At 74.0% G+C, this 20,662-nt stretch carries 22 protein-coding genes; 12 read left to right on the forward strand and 10 right to left on the reverse strand.

Annotated elements, in window-relative coordinates:
* Positions 1 to 162 precede the first annotated feature (162 nt).
* Entirely contained in the window at positions 163 to 708 is a 546-nt protein-coding gene (locus tag K7G60_RS24255) for a GNAT family N-acetyltransferase (protein WP_225803054.1), read from the forward strand.
* On the opposite strand, the gene K7G60_RS24260 is transcribed toward K7G60_RS24255, so the two are convergent.
* On the reverse strand, positions 705 to 1,037 hold the full coding sequence (locus K7G60_RS24260; protein WP_225803055.1) for a DUF6204 family protein: 333 nt from the start codon (positions 1,035 to 1,037) through the stop codon (positions 705 to 707). The two genes, K7G60_RS24255 and K7G60_RS24260, sit on opposite strands and share 4 nt — an antisense overlap.
* A 202-nt stretch (positions 1,038 to 1,239) precedes the next feature.
* Between K7G60_RS24260 and K7G60_RS24265 the strand changes: the two genes are divergently transcribed.
* Positions 1,240 to 3,195 (forward strand): DUF5107 domain-containing protein, encoded by a 1,956-nt coding sequence (locus K7G60_RS24265; protein ID WP_225803056.1) that lies wholly within the window; start codon positions 1,240 to 1,242, stop codon positions 3,193 to 3,195.
* A 72-nt stretch (positions 3,196 to 3,267) separates the two neighbouring features.
* Entirely contained in the window at positions 3,268 to 3,504 is a 237-nt protein-coding gene (locus tag K7G60_RS24270) for a hypothetical protein (protein ID WP_225803057.1), read from the forward strand.
* A 24-nt stretch (positions 3,505 to 3,528) separates the two neighbouring features.
* On the opposite strand, the gene K7G60_RS24275 is transcribed toward K7G60_RS24270, so the two are convergent.
* Entirely contained in the window at positions 3,529 to 4,365 is an 837-nt protein-coding gene (locus K7G60_RS24275; RefSeq protein WP_225803058.1) for a class I SAM-dependent methyltransferase, read from the reverse strand.
* A 90-nt stretch (positions 4,366 to 4,455) separates the two neighbouring features.
* A complete protein-coding gene (locus K7G60_RS24280; protein ID WP_225803059.1) occupies positions 4,456 to 4,974 on the reverse strand; it encodes a GNAT family N-acetyltransferase in 519 nt (172 codons plus the stop codon).
* Between the two features lie 304 nt (positions 4,975 to 5,278).
* Between K7G60_RS24280 and K7G60_RS24285 the strand changes: the two genes are divergently transcribed.
* The 3 genes from K7G60_RS24285 (at position 5,279) to K7G60_RS24295 (ending at position 8,958) form a co-directional block, all read left to right on the forward strand.
* On the forward strand, positions 5,279 to 6,496 hold the full coding sequence (locus K7G60_RS24285; protein ID WP_225803060.1) for a sulfite oxidase: 1,218 nt from the start codon (positions 5,279 to 5,281) through the stop codon (positions 6,494 to 6,496).
* 82 nt (positions 6,497 to 6,578) lie between these two features.
* Positions 6,579 to 7,811 carry an aminotransferase class I/II-fold pyridoxal phosphate-dependent enzyme gene (locus K7G60_RS24290; protein WP_225803061.1) on the forward strand — a complete coding sequence of 411 codons (1,233 nt, stop codon included), beginning with the start codon at positions 6,579 to 6,581 and terminating at the stop codon, positions 7,809 to 7,811.
* A gap of 94 nt (positions 7,812 to 7,905) precedes the next feature.
* Positions 7,906 to 8,958, forward strand: coding sequence for an MBL fold metallo-hydrolase (locus K7G60_RS24295; RefSeq protein ID WP_225803062.1), 1,053 nt, complete (start codon positions 7,906 to 7,908; stop codon positions 8,956 to 8,958).
* Here the strand turns inward: K7G60_RS24295 and K7G60_RS24300 are convergent.
* Both K7G60_RS24300 and K7G60_RS24305 read right to left on the reverse strand, forming a co-directional pair.
* Positions 8,938 to 9,651 (reverse strand): DedA family protein, encoded by a 714-nt coding sequence (locus K7G60_RS24300; RefSeq protein ID WP_225803100.1) that lies wholly within the window; start codon positions 9,649 to 9,651, stop codon positions 8,938 to 8,940. The two genes, K7G60_RS24295 and K7G60_RS24300, sit on opposite strands and share 21 nt — an antisense overlap.
* Before the next feature lie 17 nt (positions 9,652 to 9,668).
* Positions 9,669 to 10,448 carry an MBL fold metallo-hydrolase gene (locus tag K7G60_RS24305; RefSeq protein ID WP_225803063.1) on the reverse strand — a complete coding sequence of 260 codons (780 nt, stop codon included), beginning with the start codon at positions 10,446 to 10,448 and terminating at the stop codon, positions 9,669 to 9,671.
* 110 nt (positions 10,449 to 10,558) lie between these two features.
* Here K7G60_RS24305 and K7G60_RS24310 point away from each other — a divergent pair, with 110 nt between their 5' ends.
* The 5 genes from K7G60_RS24310 to K7G60_RS24330 all read left to right on the forward strand — a co-directional run bounded on the left by K7G60_RS24310 (position 10,559) and on the right by K7G60_RS24330 (position 15,654).
* Positions 10,559 to 10,963: a hypothetical protein gene (locus tag K7G60_RS24310; RefSeq protein WP_093873244.1), complete on the forward strand. Its 405-nt coding sequence runs from the start codon at positions 10,559 to 10,561 to the stop codon at positions 10,961 to 10,963.
* A 120-nt stretch (positions 10,964 to 11,083) separates the two neighbouring features.
* On the forward strand, positions 11,084 to 13,234 hold the full coding sequence (locus tag K7G60_RS24315) for a phage holin family protein (RefSeq protein ID WP_225803064.1): 2,151 nt from the start codon (positions 11,084 to 11,086) through the stop codon (positions 13,232 to 13,234).
* A 66-nt stretch (positions 13,235 to 13,300) separates the two neighbouring features.
* Positions 13,301 to 14,671 carry an amino acid permease gene (locus tag K7G60_RS24320; protein WP_225803065.1) on the forward strand — a complete coding sequence of 457 codons (1,371 nt, stop codon included), beginning with the start codon at positions 13,301 to 13,303 and terminating at the stop codon, positions 14,669 to 14,671.
* A gap of 357 nt (positions 14,672 to 15,028) precedes the next feature.
* Positions 15,029 to 15,403: a hypothetical protein gene (locus K7G60_RS24325; protein ID WP_225803066.1), complete on the forward strand. Its 375-nt coding sequence runs from the start codon at positions 15,029 to 15,031 to the stop codon at positions 15,401 to 15,403.
* A 59-nt stretch (positions 15,404 to 15,462) separates the two neighbouring features.
* Positions 15,463 to 15,654, forward strand: a complete 192-nt coding sequence (locus tag K7G60_RS24330; protein ID WP_225803067.1) for a hypothetical protein — start codon at positions 15,463 to 15,465, stop codon at positions 15,652 to 15,654.
* Positions 15,655 to 15,767: 113 nt separating this feature from the next.
* Here K7G60_RS24330 and K7G60_RS24335 read toward each other — a convergent pair whose 3' ends face one another.
* From K7G60_RS24335 to K7G60_RS39225, 4 genes are all read right to left on the reverse strand, one after another.
* A complete protein-coding gene (locus K7G60_RS24335; protein WP_225803068.1) occupies positions 15,768 to 16,973 on the reverse strand; it encodes a low temperature requirement protein A in 1,206 nt (401 codons plus the stop codon).
* A gap of 400 nt (positions 16,974 to 17,373) precedes the next feature.
* Positions 17,374 to 17,685 (reverse strand): hypothetical protein, encoded by a 312-nt coding sequence (locus K7G60_RS24340; RefSeq protein WP_308082052.1) that lies wholly within the window; start codon positions 17,683 to 17,685, stop codon positions 17,374 to 17,376.
* Positions 17,686 to 17,849: 164 nt separating this feature from the next.
* Positions 17,850 to 18,065: a hypothetical protein gene (locus K7G60_RS24345; RefSeq protein ID WP_217171192.1), complete on the reverse strand. Its 216-nt coding sequence runs from the start codon at positions 18,063 to 18,065 to the stop codon at positions 17,850 to 17,852.
* Positions 18,066 to 18,326: 261 nt separating this feature from the next.
* Positions 18,327 to 19,148 carry a transposase gene (locus tag K7G60_RS39225; protein WP_308082055.1) on the reverse strand — a complete coding sequence of 274 codons (822 nt, stop codon included), beginning with the start codon at positions 19,146 to 19,148 and terminating at the stop codon, positions 18,327 to 18,329.
* Between the two features lie 95 nt (positions 19,149 to 19,243).
* On the opposite strand from K7G60_RS39225, the gene K7G60_RS24360 reads away from it, so the two are divergent.
* Positions 19,244 to 19,747: a hypothetical protein gene (locus K7G60_RS24360; protein ID WP_225803069.1), complete on the forward strand. Its 504-nt coding sequence runs from the start codon at positions 19,244 to 19,246 to the stop codon at positions 19,745 to 19,747.
* On the opposite strand, the gene K7G60_RS24365 is transcribed toward K7G60_RS24360, so the two are convergent.
* The gene (locus K7G60_RS24365; protein WP_225803102.1) at positions 19,716 to 20,537 is read right to left on the reverse strand and encodes a transposase; all 822 of its coding nucleotides are present in this window, start codon (positions 20,535 to 20,537) and stop codon (positions 19,716 to 19,718) included. The two genes, K7G60_RS24360 and K7G60_RS24365, sit on opposite strands and share 32 nt — an antisense overlap.
* Positions 20,538 to 20,662: the final 125 nt, after the last annotated feature.

Below are 20,662 nucleotides of genomic sequence, written 5' to 3' on the forward strand. Positions count from 1 at the left end.
TGGGGAACGCCCGGCGCCCGTCGGTGCCCGCCGCTGGAGGTCCGTGCCCCGCCGGGGTCTCCGCGCTCTGCCGGCGCCCCCGCTGCGAGGCCGCACCCTTGCGGCCGCCGCCCGCCGGCGAAAGTCCGTGCCCCCCGTCTCCGGCCCGCATAGCCTGGCCGTATGTCCGACGAGCCCACCGCCTACCTCGCCGTCGGGCCCCGCGTGGGCCTGCGTCCCTTCTCCCCGGCCGACGCCGAGGAGTTCACCGCCCGCGCCCGCGAGAGCCGGGAGCTCCACCGGCCCTGGCTCTTCCCGCCGTGCACGGTCGAGGCGTACGCCGCCTACGCGGGCGTTCTGATCGAGGACCCGGCGCGCGCGGGCTTCCTGGTGTGCGAGCGCGCCGACGGCGGGATCGCCGGCTTCGTCAACATCAACAACATCGTCCGCGGCGCGTTCCGCAGCGGCGCCCTCGGGTACGGCGCCTTCGCGCACGCCGCCGGACGCGGACTGCTCACCGAGGCCCTCGGGCTGGTCCTGGAGCACGCCTTCGGCCCCCTGGAGCTGCACCGCCTGGAGGCGAACATCCAGCCCGGCAACACCGCCTCCCGCGCCCTCGTCCGCCGCGCCGGCTTCCGCCTGGAGGGCTTCTCGCCCGCGATGCTGCACATCGACGGGGCGTGGCGGGACCACGAACGCTGGGCGATCACGGCACCCGACCCGGGCTAACGCTTCCGGTTGATCTTCATCGTGTCGAGGTCCGTCACCGTCGAGCGCAGCGCCTTGTAGCCGTGGCCCAGCTCGCCGAGCGCCTTCTCCACCCGGTCCTCCGCGATCGCGCCGGCCATCTCGTCGCCGTCCTCGGCGTCCGAGACGACGACCAGGCGGTACGAGAAGTGCTTCAGCGTCCGGTCGTAGGTCAGCGAGCCCTCCTCCGTGAACTGCATCGCCGTCAGCCCGTGCGCGTCCGCCTCGGCGAGCAGCCGGGACCGGCTCTCCTCCGACAGACCGTCGAACGTGCCGCGCACGATGACCCGGTAGGTGTGCTGCGCGCCCATTCCTCGTACTCCCTGTGTCACTGGTCCCCGCCCGTCCGGACGGCGGGCCGACCCTCCACACTACGGCGGCCGGCACCGCCACCGCCGGGAATATCCGGGTGCCCCGCCCCCGGCGCCCCTGCCGGGGCCTGACCGTGGCCCGACCGAAGCCTGGCGTGGAGAACCCCTGGTCAGGGCCGGCTCCGGCGTGTTCCATGGATCGATGACGATCGTGCGACGTGCCGTACTGACGCTGCCCGCGGCCCCGTTGGGCCCGGACAACCCCCTCCCCGCGCTGCGGGCACCCGCCGGCGCCGGAGCCCACGCGGTCGACGCGCGGACCCTCGCGGAGCTCCCGCGCGACATGGCCCGGGGCATCGGACGGGCGCCCCTGCGCAGCCTGCTTCCGGTCCCCGTGCGCGACGGCTACGGCCGCGAGCGCACGCCCGTGGACCTCGACACGATCGTGATCGAGAACGACCGGCTCCGGGCGACCGTGCTGCCCGGCCTCGGCGGCCGTGTTCACTCCCTGCACCACAAGCCCACCGGACGCGAACTCCTCTACCGCAACCCCGTCCTCCAGCCCGCCGCCTTCGCCCTCAACGGCGCCTGGTTCTCCGGCGGCATCGAGTGGAACATCGGGGCCACCGGCCACACCACCCTCTCCTGCTCGCCCCTCCACGCGGCCGTCGTCCGCGCCCCCGACGGCGGGCCGATGCTCCGCCTGTGGGAATGGGAGCGCCTGCGCGACCTGCCCTTCCAGGTGGACCTGTGGCTCCCGGAGGGCTCCGACTTCCTGTACGCCGGCGTCCGGGTCCGCAACCCCCACGAGCGGCCCGTCCCCGCCTACTGGTGGTCCAACACCGCCGTCCCCGAGGAGCGCAGGGTCCTCGCGCCCGCCGACGCGGCCTGGCACCACGGCTACGAACGCGGCCTGAACCGCCTGCCGGTGCCCGTCGCCGAGGACGGCACCGACCGCTCGTACCCGCTGAACGGCACCCACGCCGCGGACTACTTCTACGACCTGCCCGAGGGCTGGCGCCGCTGGATCGCCGCCCTCGACGCGGACGGCCACGGACTCGTCCAGACCTCCACCGACGCGCTGCGCGGCCGCAAGCTCTTCCTGTGGGGCACCGGGCGCGGCGGTCGGCGCCGGCAGGAGTGGCTGACCGAGCCCGGCACCCCCGGCTACGCCGAGATACAGGCCGGACTCGCCCGCACCCAGCTGGAGCACCTGGAGCTCGCGGGCGGCGCCGAGTTCAGCTGGCTGGAGGCGTACGGTCCGCTCGCCGCCGATCCCGCGGCGGCTCTCGGCGACGACTGGGCCGCCGCCCGCGCCGACGTCGAGGCGAGGCTGGCCGCGGCGCTGCCCCGCGCCGACGTCGACGCGGCGTACACCGCCTGGCGGGAGGGCGCCGCGGACGCCGGGCCGGAGACCGTCCTCGCGACCGGATCCGGCTGGGGAGCCCTCGAAGTCCTGCGCGGGGGACACGAGTTGCCGGGTACTCCCTTCCCCGAGTCGACCCTCGGCCCGGACCAGGAACCCTGGCGGGAGCTCCTGCGCACCGGCGTGCTGCCGCCCCCGGCGAAGGGCGCGGGACCCGGCGCGCCGCTGGTCGCCGCCCCCTGGCGGGACATGTTGGAGACCGCCCCCGCCGACCCGTCCACCGAGTACCACCTGGGCATCGCCCAGTGGCACGCGGGAGACCGCGCCCAGGCGGTACGGAGCTGGGAGCGCGGACTCCACCGGGCCGAGGTGCGCTGGCCCCTGCTGTACTGCCTGGCCGTCGCCGACCGGGAGGAGGGGCACCCGCGGCGGGCCGCCGAACGTTTCGCGGAGGCCTTCGCCGACCAGGCGGACCACGACGGGGGCGAGCTCGTGGCGGCCGCCCTCGGCCGCGAGGCCGTGGAGGCGCTGCTCGCCACGGGCCGGCCCGGTCCGGCACGGGAGTTGTGGGCGCGGCTGCCGGACGAGGTCCGGGAGAGGGGCGCTTTCCGCTTCCTGGAGGTCCGGATGCTGCTCGCCGAGGGCCGGACGGACGGGGCCCGTGCCGTCTTCGACGAGGGATTCGAGGTCGCGGACCTGCGCGAGGGCGCGGAGGTCCTCGGCGAGGTCTGGGCGGAACTGACCGACGAACCCCTGCCGGACGCCTACGAGTTCAGGATGCGCCCGAGCTGACGGCCGGGCGCCGGGCAGCGGTACCGTGGATCGCGGACCGTGGGGCGAGGGCACGGAGGGGCAGGGGCGGAGATGGCGTCCTGGGCGACGGCCGAGTGCCGGTGCGGCCACCCGCGTTTCCGCCATGCCGAGCCCCGGTTCTCCGGTGCCTGCGGCGCCTGTTTGTGCGGCGGGTTCGAGCTGCCGCCGCCGGCGGCCGGCTTCGCGGACCCCGGGCCCGCCCGGCCGGAGCCGGACCGCACCCCGCATCCGGGCTGCCCCTTCCAGGACCCGGACTGCCTCGGATTCCACGACTTCTTCCGGGACTGAGGCGGTCCGGTTCCCCGTGGGGCGTCAGGACACCCGGCACAGGACCTCGCCGTGCGGGACCATGAACCAGGCGTCCTCCTGCCCGCCCCACTCCCGCCAGGCCCCCGCGATCGACGCCAGCTCGGCGGCGGTCGCGTGCCCGCCGTCCACGGCCAGGCCGGCGTAGCCGGAAGCGGTCGTGCGGTCCGCCCACAGGCCGCTCCACCAGTCCCGCTCCTCGGGGGTGGCGAAACACCAGGTGGCGGCCGTCGTCGTGATCTCGGCGAAGCCGGCCTGCCGGGCCCAGGAGAACAGCCGCCGTCCCGCGTCCGGTTCGCCGCCGTTGGCGCGCGCGACCCGGCGGTACAGGTTCAGCCATCCGTCCAGGGCGGGCCGCTCGGGGAACCAGGCGAAGGCCCCGTAGTCGCTGTCGCGGGCCGCGACGACACCGCCGGGCCGGCACACCCGGCGCATCTCGCGCAGCGCCTGGACCGGGTCGCCGACGTGCTGCAGCACCTGATGGGCGTGGACGACGTCGAACGAGTCGTCGGGGAAGTCCAGGGCGTGGACGTCGGCCACCGCGAACTCGACGTTCTCCAGGCCGCGTTCGGCGGCGACCCCGCGGGCCTTCTCCAGCACGTCCTCGGCGGCGTCGACCCCGGTGACCCGGCCCGGCGCGACCAGCGCGGCCAGATCGGCCGTGATGGTGCCGGGCCCGCAGCCCACGTCCAGGACGTCCAGGCCCGGGCGCAGTTCGGGCAGCAGGTAGGCGGCGGAGTTGGCGGCGGTCCGCCAGGTGTGCGAGCGCAGGACCGACTCGTGGTGGCCGTGGGTGTAGACGGCGGTCTCATGGGCCGCGGGTTGCGCGGAGGCGTGCGTCATCGAAGCGACTCCCTCGGTGTGGGCGTGTGCCTCCACCGTACGCATGACGGCCGAATCATGAGACCTGCGTCTTGTCATGTGGACAGTCGGTCAGGGCAACAGGGCCAGTCGGTAACGGAGTTCCTCCAGGACCCGGCCGCCCGTCTCCTCCCGCACCGCCGCCCCGTCAGGCCGCCAGCCCGCCGCCTCGTAGAACCTCCGCCCCCGCGCGTTGCCCGCGAACACCCACAGCGCCGCCGCCCGGAAGCCGGCCGCGGCGAGCGCCTCGGTGGACGCCGACACGAGCGCCCGCCCCACGCCCGTGCCCCAGATCTCCGGCAGGGCGTACAGCGCCGCCAGCTCGGCCGTGCTCCCGGGCGCGAACTCTCCGTCCGGCCACGGCCGGAAGCACGAGAAGGCGACGATCCGCCCGTCGTCCCCCGTCGCCACGAGCACCGTGGGCCGGTCCGGCGCCGCGAGACGGGCGCGCCACACGGAGGCCCGCTCCTCGGTGTCCAGGGCGTCGAGATACGGGCCGGGGAGCAGGCCGCGGTAGGCGGCCCGCCAGGACAGGACGTGCACGGCGGCGAGGGCCGCGGCGTCCTCGGGAAGCGCTTCACGTATCGGCATGCCGCATTCTGGCCGGGGGTCGTGCGGACCGCCCCCGAATTCCGGAGGAGCCCGGGGTCGCCCGCGCCGCCCCCGAACTCCGGGGGTCGCCCGCGCCGCCCCCGGATCCCGGAGGAGCCCGGGGCCCGTCCGCGCCGCCCCCGGATCCCGGAGCGTCCCGCGGCCGCCTCCGCGGACCTGGCGAACCCTCGTATGACAGCACTGTGAACAGCGCTGTGAACGGCCCGTCCGGACCACCCCCGCGCCCCTAGGGTGGGCCCGCCGCCGCCCGGTGGTCCGCCTCTCCCTCGTGCCGAGGAGTCCCGTGCCGTACTCGTCCGCGCCCGCCCGCCGCTCCCTGCTGAAGCTGCTCGCAGCGGGTCCCGCGGTCTCCGCCCTCGGCGGGCTCGCCGCCGCCGCTCCCGCGTACGCTGGTCCCATGGACGTCGTGGCGGATGCCGCGCCCGGCATCGTCAAAGCCCTCCCGCCGGAGTACTTCACGGTCCGCGGGACGAACGCCGAAGCCCGCTACGAGACCTTCGCCGACACCGGCCTCCTCACCCCCGTCGACCGCTTCTTCGTCCGCAGCCACACCTCCACCCCCGTCCTCGACGCCGCCGACTGGCGGCTGACCCTCTGGGGCGACGGACTCCACGGCCGAAGCCCGGTCCACTTCACCTACGGGCAGCTGCGGGACCTGCCCTCCGTCACCCGTACGGCCCTGATCGAGTGCGCCGGAAACGGCCGCAGCCTCTACACCACCCAGCAGGGCGAGCCGGTCAGCGGCACCCCCTGGACCCTCGGCGCCGTCGGAGCCGCCCGCTGGCGCGGCGTACGCCTCGCCGACGTGCTCCGGCGCGCCGGAATCGCCCACGACGCCGTCGACCTCCAGCCCCGGGGCCTGGACGATCCGTACGTCTCCGGCGGCGTCGACTTCGGCCGGGTCCGCCGCCCCCTGCCGGTCGCCAAGGCGCTCGACGACGTGATCCTCGCGTACGAGATGAACGGCGAGCCGCTCCCGTACGACCACGGGCACCCGGTCCGGCTCGTCGTGCCCTCCTGGGCCGGCATCGCGTCCGTCAAGTGGCTCGGCGACATCGAGGTCTCCACCAAGCCGCTCGCCTCGCCCTGGTCCACCGACTGGTACCGCCTCTTCGGCGACGCCCACCCCGCCGGCGGCAGCGCCCCGATCAGCCGCCAGACCCTCAAGTCCGCCTACCACCTGCCCTTCGGCGCCACCCTGGAGGCCGGCCGCCTCCACCGGCTCACCGGCCGCGCCTGGTCCGCCCTCGCGCCGGTACGGACCGTGGAGGTCTCCACCGACGGCGGCGCCCACTGGCGGCACGCCCGGCTCCACGACACCCCGCGCCGGGACGGCTGGGTCCGCTGGAGCGTGCCGTGGCGCCCGCACGCCACCGGGCGGGTCACACTGCTCTCCCGCACCACCGACGCCGCCGGCAACACCCAGCCCGAGCGGGCCGTGCACAACACCCTGGGGTACCTCTTCGACGCGGTCGTGCGTCACCCGGTCACCGTCGTCTGAAGGGGCGAAAACCTCCGAAACTCCGTATAAAGGGCACGGGGGTGCCCGCCCGGCGCCCCCGCGCGCTCAGGAGGTACGGGACATGCGGCAGACGGCTCCGGAAGGCCGCGGCCCGGTGCGCTACGGACCTCCCGCGCCCGACACCGGCCTCCCCGTCCTGCCCGGACTCGCCGGCCTGCTCGCCGCAGCCGCCGGACGGACCGCCGCCGAGCCCCCCGGCGGCGGGCCCGTCCTGCGGGAGGCCGCCGCCGGCTACTGGTGGCGGCGCGGCCTGCGCACCCACCCCGAGGACGTGGTGGCGGCACCCGGTGCCCCCGCGCTCCTCCTGGCCCTGATCGCCGCCCACGGCGGAGACCTCCTGCTGCCCCGCCCCTGCCCCGCCTGGTGGACCCCGCAGGCCCGGCTCCTCGGCCGCCCGGCCTACCACGTGCCCACGCCCGCCGAGGCGGGCGGCGTCCCCGATCCGTACGCCCTCCTGGAGACCGTCCGCCGGATCCGTGCCGAGGGCGGCGACCCCCGGGTCGTGCTGCTCTCCGTCGCCGACGACCCCACCGCCACCGTCGCCGCTCCCGAGCTCGTCCGCGAGGCCTGCGAGGCGGCCGTCGCCGAGGGCCTGCACGTCATCAGCGACGAGACCTGGCGCGACACCCTCCACCACCCGGGCGACACCGTGCTGCTCAGCCCCGCCGAGATGTGCCCCGACGACGTCACCGTCCTCGCCGACCTCGGCGGCGCCCTCACCCCCGCCGCCTGGCCCTGTGCCGTGGCCCGCTTCCCGCCCACCGACCCGTCCCGCGCCGACCGCTGGACCGACCCCAGGGCCCGTGTCCTCGACGTGCTGACCGTCCTCGGGGCCCTCGTCCCCGGGCCCGTGGCCCCCGCCATGGCCCACGCCCTCGACGAACCGGAGGACGTCACCGCACGGGCCCGGCGCGCCGCCGCCGTCCACGGGCTGCTCGCCGGGGCCGCGCACCACGCCGTCCTCGCCGCCGGAGCCCTGGCCAGGCCGCCGCAGGCCGGCCGCCACCTCTACGCCGACCTCGGCCCGCTGCGCGCCGGGCTCGCCGCCCGGGGCGTCACCGACTCCCTGGAGCTGGAGAGCCACCTCACCGCGCGGCTCGGCGCCCAGGCGACCGGCGGCCACCGCTTCGGCGACGAACTCGGCGCGCTGCGCGTCAGGTTCGGCACCGGCATGTTCCTGGGCGCCAACGAGGAGGAGCGCGCCGAGGCCCTCGGGGCGCCCGATCCCGTGGAACTGCCGCACGTCGCCCGCGCGTTGGAGGACTTCGGGGGAGCCCTGGAGGAGCTCCGGTGACCGGGTCCGCGCCGTCGACCGCGGCCGTGCGCCGGCGGCCCGCCACCGCCGCCCCTCCCCGATGCGCCGAGCACGAGCGGAACGGAGCCCGCAGATGACCGAACGGACGGCACCTCCCGCCCGGGCCGGACAGGCCCCGGCCCCGCACCACCCCGGCCCGGTCGCGCCCCCCGCCCCCGCGCCCGTCCTGCAGCCCGTCGGCCGGCTGCGGCAGGACTGGCCCCGCACCTTCGCCGACCGGCTCACCGCCCCCCTCCCCGGCGTCCGGGCCCTGGCGCGCCTCGCCCGCGAAGGAGCCGTACGCCCCCGCCCCGAGGGCCTCCGCGACATCCCCCTGCTGCCCTTCGAGCCCGGCCCGCTGCCGCCCGCCGGGCCCGACACCCTCGCCGTCACCTGGGCCGGGCACGCCAGCTGGGTCCTGCGCGTGGGCGGACTGACCGTCCTCACCGACCCGGTCTGGTCCCGCCGCATCTTCGGCACGCCGGCCCGCCTCACCCCCGTCGGCGTCCGCTGGGAGGACCTCCCGCCCGTCGACGCCGTCGTCATCAGCCACAACCACTTCGACCACCTCGACGGCCCCACCCTCAAGCGGCTGCCCCGGCACACCCCGGTCTTCGTCCCGGCCGGACTCGGCCGCTGGTTCACCCGCCGCCGGTTCAGCCGCGTGACCGAGCTCGACTGGTGGGAGGCGGCCGAACTCGACGGCGTGCGCTTCGACTTCGTCCCCGCGCACCACTGGTCCAAGCGCACCCTCCTGGACACCTGCCGCTCCCTGTGGGGCGGCTGGGTCCTCACCGACCGGGCCGGGCACCGGATCCACTTCGCCGGGGACACCGGTTACGGCCACTGGTTCGCCGAGATCGGCCGCCGCTACCCCGGAATCGACCTGGCGCTGCTCCCGATCGGCGCGTACGCCCCGCGCTGGTGGCTCAGCGACGTCCACACCGACCCCGAGGAGGCGGTCCGCGCCCACCAGGACCTCGGCGCGCGGCGGATGGCGCCCATGCACTGGGCCACGTTCGTGCTCTCCTCCGAGCCGGTCCTCGAACCCCTCACCCGGGTCAGGGCCGCCTGGGAGAAGGCAGGCCTGCCCCGCGAGGACCTGTGGGACCTGCCGGTCGGCGCCTCACGGGTGCTCGTGCCCTGACGCGCCGGGCGACCCCTCGCGGTGCTCGTTCCCTGGCGCACCGGGCGGTCCTTCGCGGTGCTCCTGCCCCGAGAGCCCCTCGCGGGGCGTCCCCCGGACCCGCCGCCACAGCGCCGGGACCGCGCTGACCAGCACCGTCAGACCCACCGCCGCGACCACTCCCTGCCAGGGCTCGGGGAAGAGCGAGCCGCCCAGGATCCCGATCAGCTGGTACGTCGCCGCCCACGCCAGGCAGGCCGCCACGTCCCCCCGGACGAAGCGGCGCAGCGGCATCCGGGCGAGCAGGCACGCCAGCATGACCGGGATCCGCCCGGCCGGCACGAGCCGGGACAGCACGAGCACCGACACCTGGTGCGTGTCGAGGCGCTCCTGCGCGTGCGCGAGCCGCTCCGGCGTCACCCGGGACCGCAGCGCGGCGAGCCACCGCGAGCCGTTGCGGGACCGGACCCCGCGCTGCCCGAGCCAGTAGAGCGCCGTGTCGCCGAGGCACGCGGCGAGCGCCGCCACCAGGAAGACGAAGAGCAGCGAGAACGGCGAGGACTGGTGGAAGGCGACCACCGCCGCCGAACTGACGATCGCGCCCGTCGGCACGACCGGCACCAGCGCGCCGAGCGCCACGAGCAGGAACAGCGAGGGATAGCCGACCGCCTGCTGCGTCGACTCCGGCGGCAGCTCGCGCACCGCCGTGACCATCCCGGTGACACCGAGGATCACCGCGCGACCTCCGGCCGCACCCGGTCGCCGTGGCCGAGGAGGTGGACGGCCACCTTCGGCGCGAGCCGTGCCGCGTGCCGGACGAACTCGTCGCCCGGCGCGTGGAACTCGTGCGGCCGGACCCCGTCGAGCCCGATCGGCCAGTACGTGCCGTAGTGCACCGGCACCGCCGCCGCCGGCGCGAGCGCGGCGAGCGCCTCGGCCGCCCGCCCCGCGTCGAGGTGGCCGTGCCCGAGGTGGGGCCCCCAGCCGCCGACCGGCAGCAGGGCCACGTCCACCGGGCCCACCGCGTCCGCCATGCCGTCGAACAGGCCGGTGTCACCGGCGAAGTACGTACGGGCCTCGCCCTCGACGACGTACCCGAGCGCGGGGGAGCGGTGCGGTCCGACGGGCAGCCGCCGCCCGTCGTGGAGCGCGGGGACGGCCCGTACCGTCAGGCCCTGCACCGTCACCGCGTCACCCGGCTCCACCTCGGTCAGCCGCAGCCCGTTCCGGTCGAGCCGGCGCAGCCCGGGCACGGCGGCGGGCGCGCCGCGCGGCACGAGGATCCGCGTCCCCGGCGCGAGCCGGGCGAGCGAGGGGAGGTGGAGGTGGTCGGCGTGCAGGTGCGAGACGAGGACGGCCTCGGCGCGGGCGGCCTCGGGCGGCGGCAGGGCGCCGCGCCGCCGGCGCAGGTGCGCGAGCCGGCGCGCGAACAGCGGATCGGTGAGGAAGCGGACCCCGGAGTCCTCGACCGTGCAGGTCGCGTGCCCCCACCAGGTGACCTCCACCGGCATGCCGCCCTTCCGCCGTCCGTCTCGTCGGACGTCTCTCCTCACGAGGGTAGATGTCCGGAGCGTCCTCCGGAGGATGTTCGGGCGTCGCCTTCCGGCAGTAGGGTCGGTCCATGGACGACGTTCGGGTGGCGGCGATCGCCAGCCTCACCCCGCTCGAAGAGCTGGACAGCGACCCCTTCCTGGTCGACACGCGGGGCCAGCACGCGGTGTGCGCCCGCTGGGCCGACGACAAGGGGTACGTGCTCGCCCGTCAGCTGTTCTGCTACGGGATCCGCCCGGACCACGCGGCGCTCTGGGCCGACGTGGAGGCCGGGACGGTGGACCTCTTCGTGGCCCCCAACGAGAGGGTCCTCGCCCGCGCGTTGACCTCCGTGCCGGGTTTCCGTGCCGAGTGCGAGCGGCGCGGCGTGCGGGTGGAGACCGTCGGACTTGACGAACCTCCGTACGACAAGGCGGCCAAGGCGGGCGTGCACCGGAGGCTCTCGATGCCCACCGCCGGGTACGACGGATCCTGAGGCCGTCTCCCCGGCCCGGCTCCTGACGTCCCGTCCTCGGCGAGGAGTTCCGCCTTTCACGCCCGATCGCGGCCGTTGTGCCACGCTTGAGGCAGGAAACGGGCGAAAGGCGAAGCGGGCGTGGGTGACGGGCGATGGGGTGGCGCCGACCGCTGGCGGTCCGCGGGCGGAACTCTGGCGCGGGTGCTCGTGGTCTGGGCGGTGTCCACGCTCACGATGCTCCTCCTCGCCGGGCTGCTGCCCGACTTCCGGCTCCAGTCCGCCGACGGCGACAGCTTCACGAGGACCGCCCTCACCGCCGCCACGGCCGCCGGCGCGTTCGGTCTGCTCGGCGCGCTCGTCTGGCCGCTGGTCGTGCGGGCGCTGCTGCTCGTCCCGGCGCTCGTCCTCGGCCTGCTGGTCTTCTTCCTCAACGGCTCGCTGCTGCTGGTCGCGCTGTGGCTGATCCCCGACGGGCGCGGTGCCGCCGACCCCGAGACCGCCGTCGTGGTGGCCGCCGTCATGTCCGCCGTCGCCTCCGCCACCTCCACGGCCCTCGCCGTCCGCGACGACGGCGCCTACCGGCGCCGGCTCTACCGGCTCACCGGCCGCACCCGGCCCCGCGACCCCCGCGACACGGCGGGGGCCGTGCCCGGCACGGTCTTCCTCCAGCTCGACGGCGTCGGCCACCACGTGCTGCGCGGCGCCGTCGCCGACGGCCTCATGCCGACCGTCGCGGGGTGGCTGGAGGCCGGTCACCGGCTCACCCCGTGGCGCACCGACTGGTCGAGCCAGACCGGCGCCAGCCAGCTCGGCATCCTGCACGGCTCCAACGAGGACGTGCCCGCCTTCCGCTGGTACGAGAAGGACACCGGCCGGCTCATGGTGTCGAACCGCCCGGCGAGCGCCGTCGAGCTCCAGCGCAGGGCCGTGCGCCGCACCGGGGACGGCGGGCTCCTCACCGTCGACGGGGCCTCCCGGGGCAACCTCTTCAGCGGCGGCGCCGACCAGCTCGCCCTCGTCCTGTCGATGGCCGCCCGGCGCGGCCGCCGCAACCGCTCCCGGGCGGGCTACTTCGCGTACTTCTCCGATCCGGCGAACGCCGTCCGCACCGCCGGATCGTTCGTCGCCGAGTGCGCCCGGGAGGTGTACCAGTCGACGCGGGCGCGGCTGCGCCGGGAGGCCCCGAGGGTCTCGCGCGGCGGCACGTACCCCTTCGTCCGCGCCTTCGCGACGGTCGTCGAGCGGGACGTCGTGGTCTCCGCCGTGATGGGGGACATGCTGGCGGGGCGGACCGCCGTCTACGCCGACCTCGTGGCGTACGACGAGGTGGCGCACCACTCGGGGCCGCACGGCCGCGACACGGACCGGGTCCTGGCGCGCCTCGACCGCGCGATCGCGCTCATCGCCACCGTCGCCGAGCACGCCCCGCGGCCGTACCGGATCGTGCTCCTCTCCGATCACGGGCAGAGTCCCGGCGAGACCTTCGAGTCGGCGTACGGGCTGACGCTCAAGGACCTGGTGCGGGCCGGGTGCGGACTGCCGGTGCCGCGCAGGGTGCGGCGTACCCGCAGCGGGTCCGAGGCGCGGGACGCGGCCAGGGACGCGCTGCGCAGCGCGCTGCACCGGCCGGTGGACGAGAGCGAGGAGACGGCCCGGGAGCTGCCCGCCCGGCCCTCCGAGCCGGTGGTCCTGGCCTCGGGCAATCTGGGACTCGTCTCCTTCCCCGACGTGCCGCACCGGATGACCCGGGAGGAGATCGACCGGCGCCATCCGGCGCTCCTGCGGACCCTCGCGCACCATCCGGGCATCGGCTTCGTGCTGGTGGCGAGCGCCGAGCACGGCTCGGTGGTGCTCGCGCGCGACGGTGCCGAGGTGCCGGTCGCCGAGCTCGCGGACGACGGACCGCTCGCGGTCTTCGGGCGGGGCGCGGCGCGGGCGGTGCGGCGCACGGACGGCTTCCCGCACGTCGCGGACATCATGGTCAACTCCATGTACGACCCGGCGACGGGGCGCGTGCACGCCTTCGAGGAGCAGATCGGCTCGCACGGCGGTCTGGGCGGGGAGCAGGCGCACGCCTTCCTCCTGTCGCCGCCGGAGCTGTCGCCGCCGGTCGGGGCGGGGGAGGAGCTGGTCGGGGCGGAGCAGGTGCACCGGGTGCTGCGGCGCTGGCTGCGCGAGTCCTCGGGTCCGCAGGTGCCGGTCGGCCCTCTGGAGATTTCCCCGCCCACGGGCGTATCGGAATCACTTCTTCCGGTCGATGACCCGGTCACGCGGGACAAAAGACGCTGATTTGGACGCCTGTTCCCCGTTACCGGACGATGGTCCGGATTTGTACGACGGAAGGCGCACCACCCCATGAGCACGGCCACCACAACTCCACAGCGCGGATCCGGGACGGAGACCCCGCCCGCCGACCGGCACGCCCGCCGCTTCGGCCTCCCCATCGCGACCGCCCTGGTCATGGGCAACATCATCGGCGGCGGGATCTTCCTGCTGCCCGCCTCCGTAGCCCCCTACGGGACCATCAGCCTCGTCGCCTTCGGCGTCCTCACCCTCGGCGCGATCGCCCTCGCCCTCGTCTTCGGCCGGCTCGCCCACCGCCTGCCGCAGACCGGCGGACCCTACGTCTACGCCCGCGCCGCCTTCGGCGACTTCGCCGGCTTCCTCGCCGCCTGGTCGTACTGGATCACCGCCTGGGTCTCCAACGCCGCCCTCGCCGTCGCCGCCGTCGGCTACCTCGACGTCCTCGTGCCCGTCCACGGGTCCAAGCCCGCCACCATCGCCGCCGCCCTGCTCTTCCAGTGGCTGCCCGCGCTCGCCAACCTGGCCGGCACCCGCTACGTCGGCGCGGTGCAGATCGTCGCGACCGTGCTCAAGTTCGTCCCGCTGATCCTCGTCGCCGTCGGCGGCCTGTTCTTCTTCGACAGCGCCAACCTCGGGCCGTTCCACCCGAGCGGGGGCGGCGCGCTCGGCGCGGTCTCCGCCTCCGCCGCGATCCTGCTCTTCAGCTACCTCGGCGTCGAGTCGGCCGCCGTCAGCGCCGGCGAGGTCCGCGACCCCCGCCGCAACGTCGGCCGCGCCACCGTCCTCGGCACCCTCGGCGCCGCCGCGGTCTACCTCCTCGGCACCCTTGCCGTCTTCGGCACCGTCGCACACGACAGGCTCGTCACCTCCACCGCGCCCTTCTCCGACGCCGTGAACGCCATGTTCGGCGGCTCCTGGGGCGGCGCGGCCGTCGCCTGCATGGCCATGGTCTCCATGCTCGGCGCCCTCAACGGCTGGACCCTGCTGAGCGCCCAGGCCCCCTACGCGGCCGCCCGCGACGGACTCTTCCCGAAGGCGTTCACGGTCAAGCGGCGCGGTGTGCCGACCGTCGGCGTCCTCGTCACCGTCGTCCTCGCCTCGCTCCTGACGGTCTACAACTACACGGCCGGCACGAAGGGCGTCTTCGAGATCCTCGTCCTCGTCACCACCTTCACCGCCACCGTGCCCTACCTGCTGTCCACGGCCGCCCAGATCTACTTCCTGCTCTCCGGCCGGTCCGAGAAGGTCTCCCGGGCCCGGCTCGCCCGCGACGCCGTCCTCGCCCTCGCCGCCTTCGGCTTCTCCCTCTGGCTGGTCGCCGGCTCCGGCTACGCCGCCGTCTACCAGGGCGTCCTGTTCCTCTTCGCCGGCGTGCTCGTGTACGCCTGGATGGCGGCCCGCAAGCAGCGCGCCACCGCCTAGGGCCTGTCCGACCGTTCCCGTCGGGGCCGGCCCGCCCGGCACGCACGCTCGCCGCACGGCCGAAACGCCCGAGCGGCTCCTTCCCCGGGCTCTCGGCTTCGTTCGAGCAGGGAGACCCCATCCGAGGGCGCCCCGGCCGCACGCCGATCGCACGCACCGGACGACCCGGCCTGATCCGACGCGAATGGTCGGACAGCACACCTAGGGGGCGCCCGGCGGGCCACGGTCGGGACCGCGTCCGATCCGCCGGGCGGTGACCGCCGGGGCGGTGAATCCGGAGCCCTGGCGTAGGCCGCTCGGGCGGATCACCGGCCGGGGGAGCCGTGCCGGTCCCGCGGCGGGGCAGTACGGATCTCCGTGAGCCCCGCGCACCAGTCGCCCCCCGCGCCCGCCACCCCGGCGGGGCGCCGGGCGTGCCCGGACCGGGGCCGGCACCGGTGGATCGCGCTCCTCCTCGTCCTCACCGCCCTGTTCGGCGCCGGGACCGCCGCCGCGCTCCCCGTCGCCGAGACGCGCGCCGCGGCCGCCGCCCCGGCCTCCGACCCGGGCGGCGAGACCCACGACCCGGCCGACAGCGAGGCCGGACTCCCCGGCCGGTCCCGGGCCCACCGCGCGCACCCGCGCCCCGCCGGGCCCGGGCCCCGGCCCGGCGGCCCCCGCCGGACCCCGGCTCCCGCCCCCGTACCCGCCCCGCGCGGCGACGCGCTCCGGTGCGTGGTGATGCGCTGCTGAGAGGCCCCGCCTCCCCGCAGTCCACCCGACATCACCCCCGCACCACGAGGAGCTCCACCATGCCCGTCGACCCCTACGCCGTCCTCCAGGCCCTGCTGCGCGCCGAGGCCTCGCGCGCCCGGCGCACCGAGCGCACGGCCCCCGAGGCCGGGTCCCCGGCACCCGCCCGGCCCCTCGAGCCGACCGCCCGGACGTCCGAGCCGGCCGCCCGCCGGGAGGAACCCCTCCACCGGGACGGCCCCCTGGGCTGAACCCCGGCACCGGCCTCCCGGAGCGCGGCTCCGGGAGGCCGCCGGCCGGCCCGCCGGGCACGTACTTCTCCCGTGTTCCGCGACGAGCCGCCGGGCCGCGACGGCCCCTCGCCTCAGGCCGCCTCCACCGTCCCGAACATCCGCGCGTCCCGCCTGGTGTGCAGCCCCACCAGGACCGTCGTCGCCCCGGCGAGGACCGTGAGCGCCACCAGGGCCGGGACCAGACCGACCAGCGGGCCCGCCGCCAGACAGCACGCCCCGCCCACGGCCAGGGCGGTCGGCCGCCGCCCCGAGGTCCGCAGCACGATCGCGGCGGCGCCGAGCAGGAAGACGCCGACGCCCCCGGTCAGGGACCAGGCCACGACACCGTGCAGCGGCTCGGCGAGGCCGTAGTGCCCGGTGTCGGCGACCTGCTGGAGGACCTTCTTCATCCCGAGCGCGCAGAGCACGACCCCGGCGACCAGCGGCAGGTGCAGGAACGTGTAGACGTCCCGTGCGAAGCGGGTGCGGTCGTCGCCGTCGAGCCCGGTGAGACGGTGCTCGGCGGCCTCGCCGAGCTGCCGGAAGTACAGCCGCCACAGCCCGGCCGAGAGCAGCAGCCCGGCGGCCGAGGCGCCCAGCACGGCGTACGAGAGCGGAAAGCCGCCGACGCCGACGCCCATCGCCACGATGGACTCGCCCAGGGCGATGATCACGATCAGGCCGTGCCGCTCGGCGAAGTGCCCCGGGGAGTTGACCCGCCAGCCGGAGGAACCGGTGACGTAGATCCCGCCGTAGTCGACGGCCACCGCCCCCAGCCACCACAGGAGTTGGACCCGGCCGTCGTACGCGCAGCCGATCAGCAGCAGCACCAGCGGCGGCAGCACGGACGCCATGGCCGTACGCCGCAGGGTCGCCCGCAGCGCGGCGTCCCCCGGACTGGAGAGCCAGTACGAGGTCAGGTGCAGGACGCGCACCGCGCCGTAACAGAGCACGAACACCAGCGGTGCCGAGAGCCCGCCGGGCGCGTCCGCGAAGACCTCCGGCACGGCGAGGGACACGATCAGGACGACGGCCATCACGGTGACGAGGACGCCGAACAGAGCGCCGGAATCGGCCCGTACGACATTGCCCAGCCAGGCGAAGGCGCACCAGCACCACCACAGCAGCGCGAGCACGACCATCGCGCCCACCATCCGCACGGGCGAGGGCGCTGCCGCCATCAGCGCGGTGACCTGGGTGATCGCATACACGAACACCAGGTCGAAGAAGAGCTCCGCGGGCGTCACCTTGTGATCGTCCTCGGTGGCCACCATGGCCCGTTGCCTGTTCCACGCCATCCGTAGTCCTCCCCCTTCTGGCCCCTGTTCCGGCCACCCCGGCGGGAAGACTACTCACCCCGGGCGAGCGACGGCACGACCGTCCGGACTCCGGCACCACCCCTCGCATTACCTCCGGCGCAATTTCGCCTCGCCCCTCAGGGCTGTCCCGCAAACGGGTCTGGTGTCGCTCTGGACCACGGGGTCGACTGAGCGATCGAGGAGGGGTTCCTTCCGGTGGCCGCCTGGTCTCGCCCGCCCTGGGCTGACCAGCTGGATCACGCCTGCCTCAGTAGGCCTCATCGGCTTCGATAGTCTGCGCTACTGAACTTGAACTCGTGATGTCGGTCGATTCGTGGTGGCGGCGTCAGGGTCCGAGATGTCGGCTGTTACCGGCTCGGGTTCAGGACGACGGCTGTAGCTAGCGCCGCTCCGCGGAGAGGTTCACCTCGACGTCATCGCTCCAAGAACAGACCTCCAGCCATGAGAGGTAGCCGCCTTGCGCGAAGACCAAGACCTCACCAGGGCACTCGCCGGTTTCGGTGAACAGCTGTACGTCGGCAGCCACGACGGTGCCGGGGCCCGTTGGCGCGGGCTCCAACGCGTCGGCGTCAAGGTCGAAGTAGGCAGTGCCGCACCCACACTTGCAGCGGGATTGCACCCTGAGTTGGGGCACCTGCCGTCGGAGGGCGACGTGAATCGGCTCGTCCGGGTTCAGGACGAGGCCAAGCACGTCAGCTACATCCTCGGGCAGACTTTCAGGAATGCCGCCACCGTAGCTGACCAGCAGCTTCGGGCTTCGACCAATTTCGGGTCCGTCGACCCGACGCTCACAGGGCCAGGTCGGTGCCGCCGGCCAGCTGTCAGGCGAACGGCACCGACATCACTCAATCGAGTTCAGTAGCGGGCGAGGGTCCAGTTCGTGAGGCGGTCCACGATGTCGAGAACCGACCTGCGTGCCCCGGCGGAGATGAACGCGAAGACGACGAACGAGGGGATGAGCGCCACGATCACGACCAACGCGGGCAGCAGACGGACCACGATGGTGCAGAAGTCCAGCAGGGCGCGGAGGGTCCGGGTCTGAGACAGGAGGTCGATCAAACGGTCCAGCAAGGTGCACTCCTCGGATACGCGAGCGGGGTCACCTGGTGTCCGACTGAGGGCATACGTCTCCCTCGGACGGTGCCTTGTCAGGGCAACCAAGCTAATGAAGAACCCCGCTGGCCCGCGTTTCACGAGTCAGCGGCAGGTTCGAAACCTGCTGCGCATCCCTGTCTCCCTGCGTATCGACCTACGACGCCGGACAGCAGTCCGGCGGGCAGCTGAATTTACTGACCGCCACACTGTCATTCAAGGGCGAATTTTAGTCACTGTCTAGAAACGCTCGAAGCTACTGCCTGAGCTTGAATGCGTGATGTCGGCCAGTCGTCCGTGATCAGGCCGGTGCTGGTCAGGCAGCCGTCGGCCAGGTCCGGACGGTACTGGATCTGCTTGAGCCTGCGTTCGACGGCGCGAGTGATCTGGCCGAGGCCCGGCTGCGGCGAGGTTGCCGATGTCGCGTTTGACCAGCGACCAGATGCCCTCTTGCGGGCTCAGGTCCGGTGCGTAACCCGGAAGTCGGAAGACGGTGCGCCGGTCCGCGTGGTCGGCGATGAATCGGCGCATCGCCTCGACCAGGTGCATGCGCAGGTCGTCCCAGACCAGCACGATCGGGCCGCCGAGCTGGATGTGCGCTGTGACCAGCAGGTCGCGCCAGCCGATGTCCTTCGGCTCACCCTTGCGGCCCCGGTACTCGCGGACCGAGTAGAACATCCGGGACCGCTTCCCCGGCTTGTAGCAGGTCAACCCGGCCATGGACACCCGGCCCGAGCCCCGGCCACGGACCCGGACCAGTGTCCACCGCTGGTCGGCCCAGCCGTGGACCAGCGGCCCACGCTCCAGTTCCCGTTCCAGCCTCGCGATCTGTGCTTCGCCGAGCCTCGGCCGTCCCGGCGATCCCTTCGACAGGACCCCCGCTTCACCGTGCTCGCGCCACTGACCGCGCCACCGTTCCACGGACCGCTCACTGACCCGCAGCGTCGCAGCGATCTCCCTGTTCTTCTGCCCGCCTTGGAAGCGTGTCACGGCCTGCAACCGGGCCCGCTCCCTCGCGGCCCTCCCGACGTCGGTCAACCCGCCGCCCTGCGCGTATCTCACAGTTCAGGGCTATCGGAACGGACCGACCACCGTCAGGCGAACGGTCCGACATCACCCAATCAAGCTCAGTAGTGGCTGACGCTTCGCTGAGATTCATGATCGACGCCGATCACTGGCAGTTCTACGTCCAAGACCTTGATCCCTATGACGCATGGATCACCGAGCACGCGATGGACCCGGACCTGGAGCCCGCTGGCTGGACGCATGAAGCTTCCCAAATCCACCGCATCGGTGTGGAACCGCACTCGATCTCTGTCGGCACCGCTCGGGACGACATCGTCGAGTCGCTCATCACTGTTCCCGCTTCCGCTCCAACGACTGACCCGGCGGCCGAGCACATCGTGGAGACCGACCTTGACGTGCCCACCGGTCAGCTCACCATGTCCAGCCCCGGGACCGATCCTGCCGACGGGCCGAGCCTGGCCGTTCCCGCTGGATTGCTACGTGCTCGGGTCTCTTACGTCCCGGCCGGACCACCACCGGCCGGCACCGGCAGAGGCCCCGGTGACCACTTCCTTTATCAGGTGGACCTCTGGCCCTCCGACCAGGCGTACGGACTCGTCATCGTCAAACAGGGGCCGGAAATCTGGGCAGGGTAGATCCTCGTCTACTGCTCGCCTGCCGACTGAGTGCGAGGTTGTGCAGGCGGGCGATGCCACTCATCGCGTGATGGACACCGTCGCCCTTCAACCGGAAGTCTCGAAGGATCTTCCAAGTCTTCATGCGGGCGAAGGCGTGCTCGACACGGGCGCGGACCTTGCGGTGGGAAGCGTTGTGGTCTTCCTTCCAGGCCGGCAGTTCACTCTGCCCGCGCTCGCGGCGGTGCGGGATGACCAGGCCGGTGCCCCGGTAGCCGCCGTCGGCGATCACGGTGGTACGGCCGACCGCGTCCTCGGCTCCGGACAGTGCCCACGCCTTGCAGTCGTTGCGGTTGCCGGGCAACGGCCGACCGACCACCACGACCAGGCGGGTGTCGGCGTCGATGACCCCCTGATGGTTGGTGGAATAGCGATAGTTCTTCGACCGCTCGGCCACGGTGTGGTCCCGGGTGGGTGCCAAGGTTCCGTCCACGATCAGCACCGCGTCCTTGGCGAACCGCCGACGAGGGCGCAGTGCAAACCTCGGGCCAAGGTCGTCGACCACCCGGTCTACCGTCGACTTCGACACCCCGAACAACAGGGCCAGTTGCCGCATCGTCAAGTTTGTCCGCCAATACGCGGCGACCAGCAGCACCCGGTCTTCCAATGACAGCTTCCACGGCCGGCCCCGACCCGGGGAGTCGACCCCCTCGCGACGCAGCGCGGTCACCAACCTGCCGAAGACGCGGGGACTCAGACCAGTGAACGGAGCTATCCATGACGGCTCTGACGCCGTGATCACGCCTGACACGGTCGAGATCATCGCAGAGCAAGATCGCTTACGGGACAACCCTTAGGTATCGGCCACCGATCAGCGCTGAAGGTGCGGGATGGGTGAGGGGATGTCTCGACATTGTCACATGAATCGGGCAGGGA

This window comes from Streptomyces sp. NK15101, from assembly GCF_020400725.1.
In the GTDB taxonomy this organism is placed as follows: domain Bacteria; phylum Actinomycetota; class Actinomycetes; order Streptomycetales; family Streptomycetaceae; genus Streptomyces.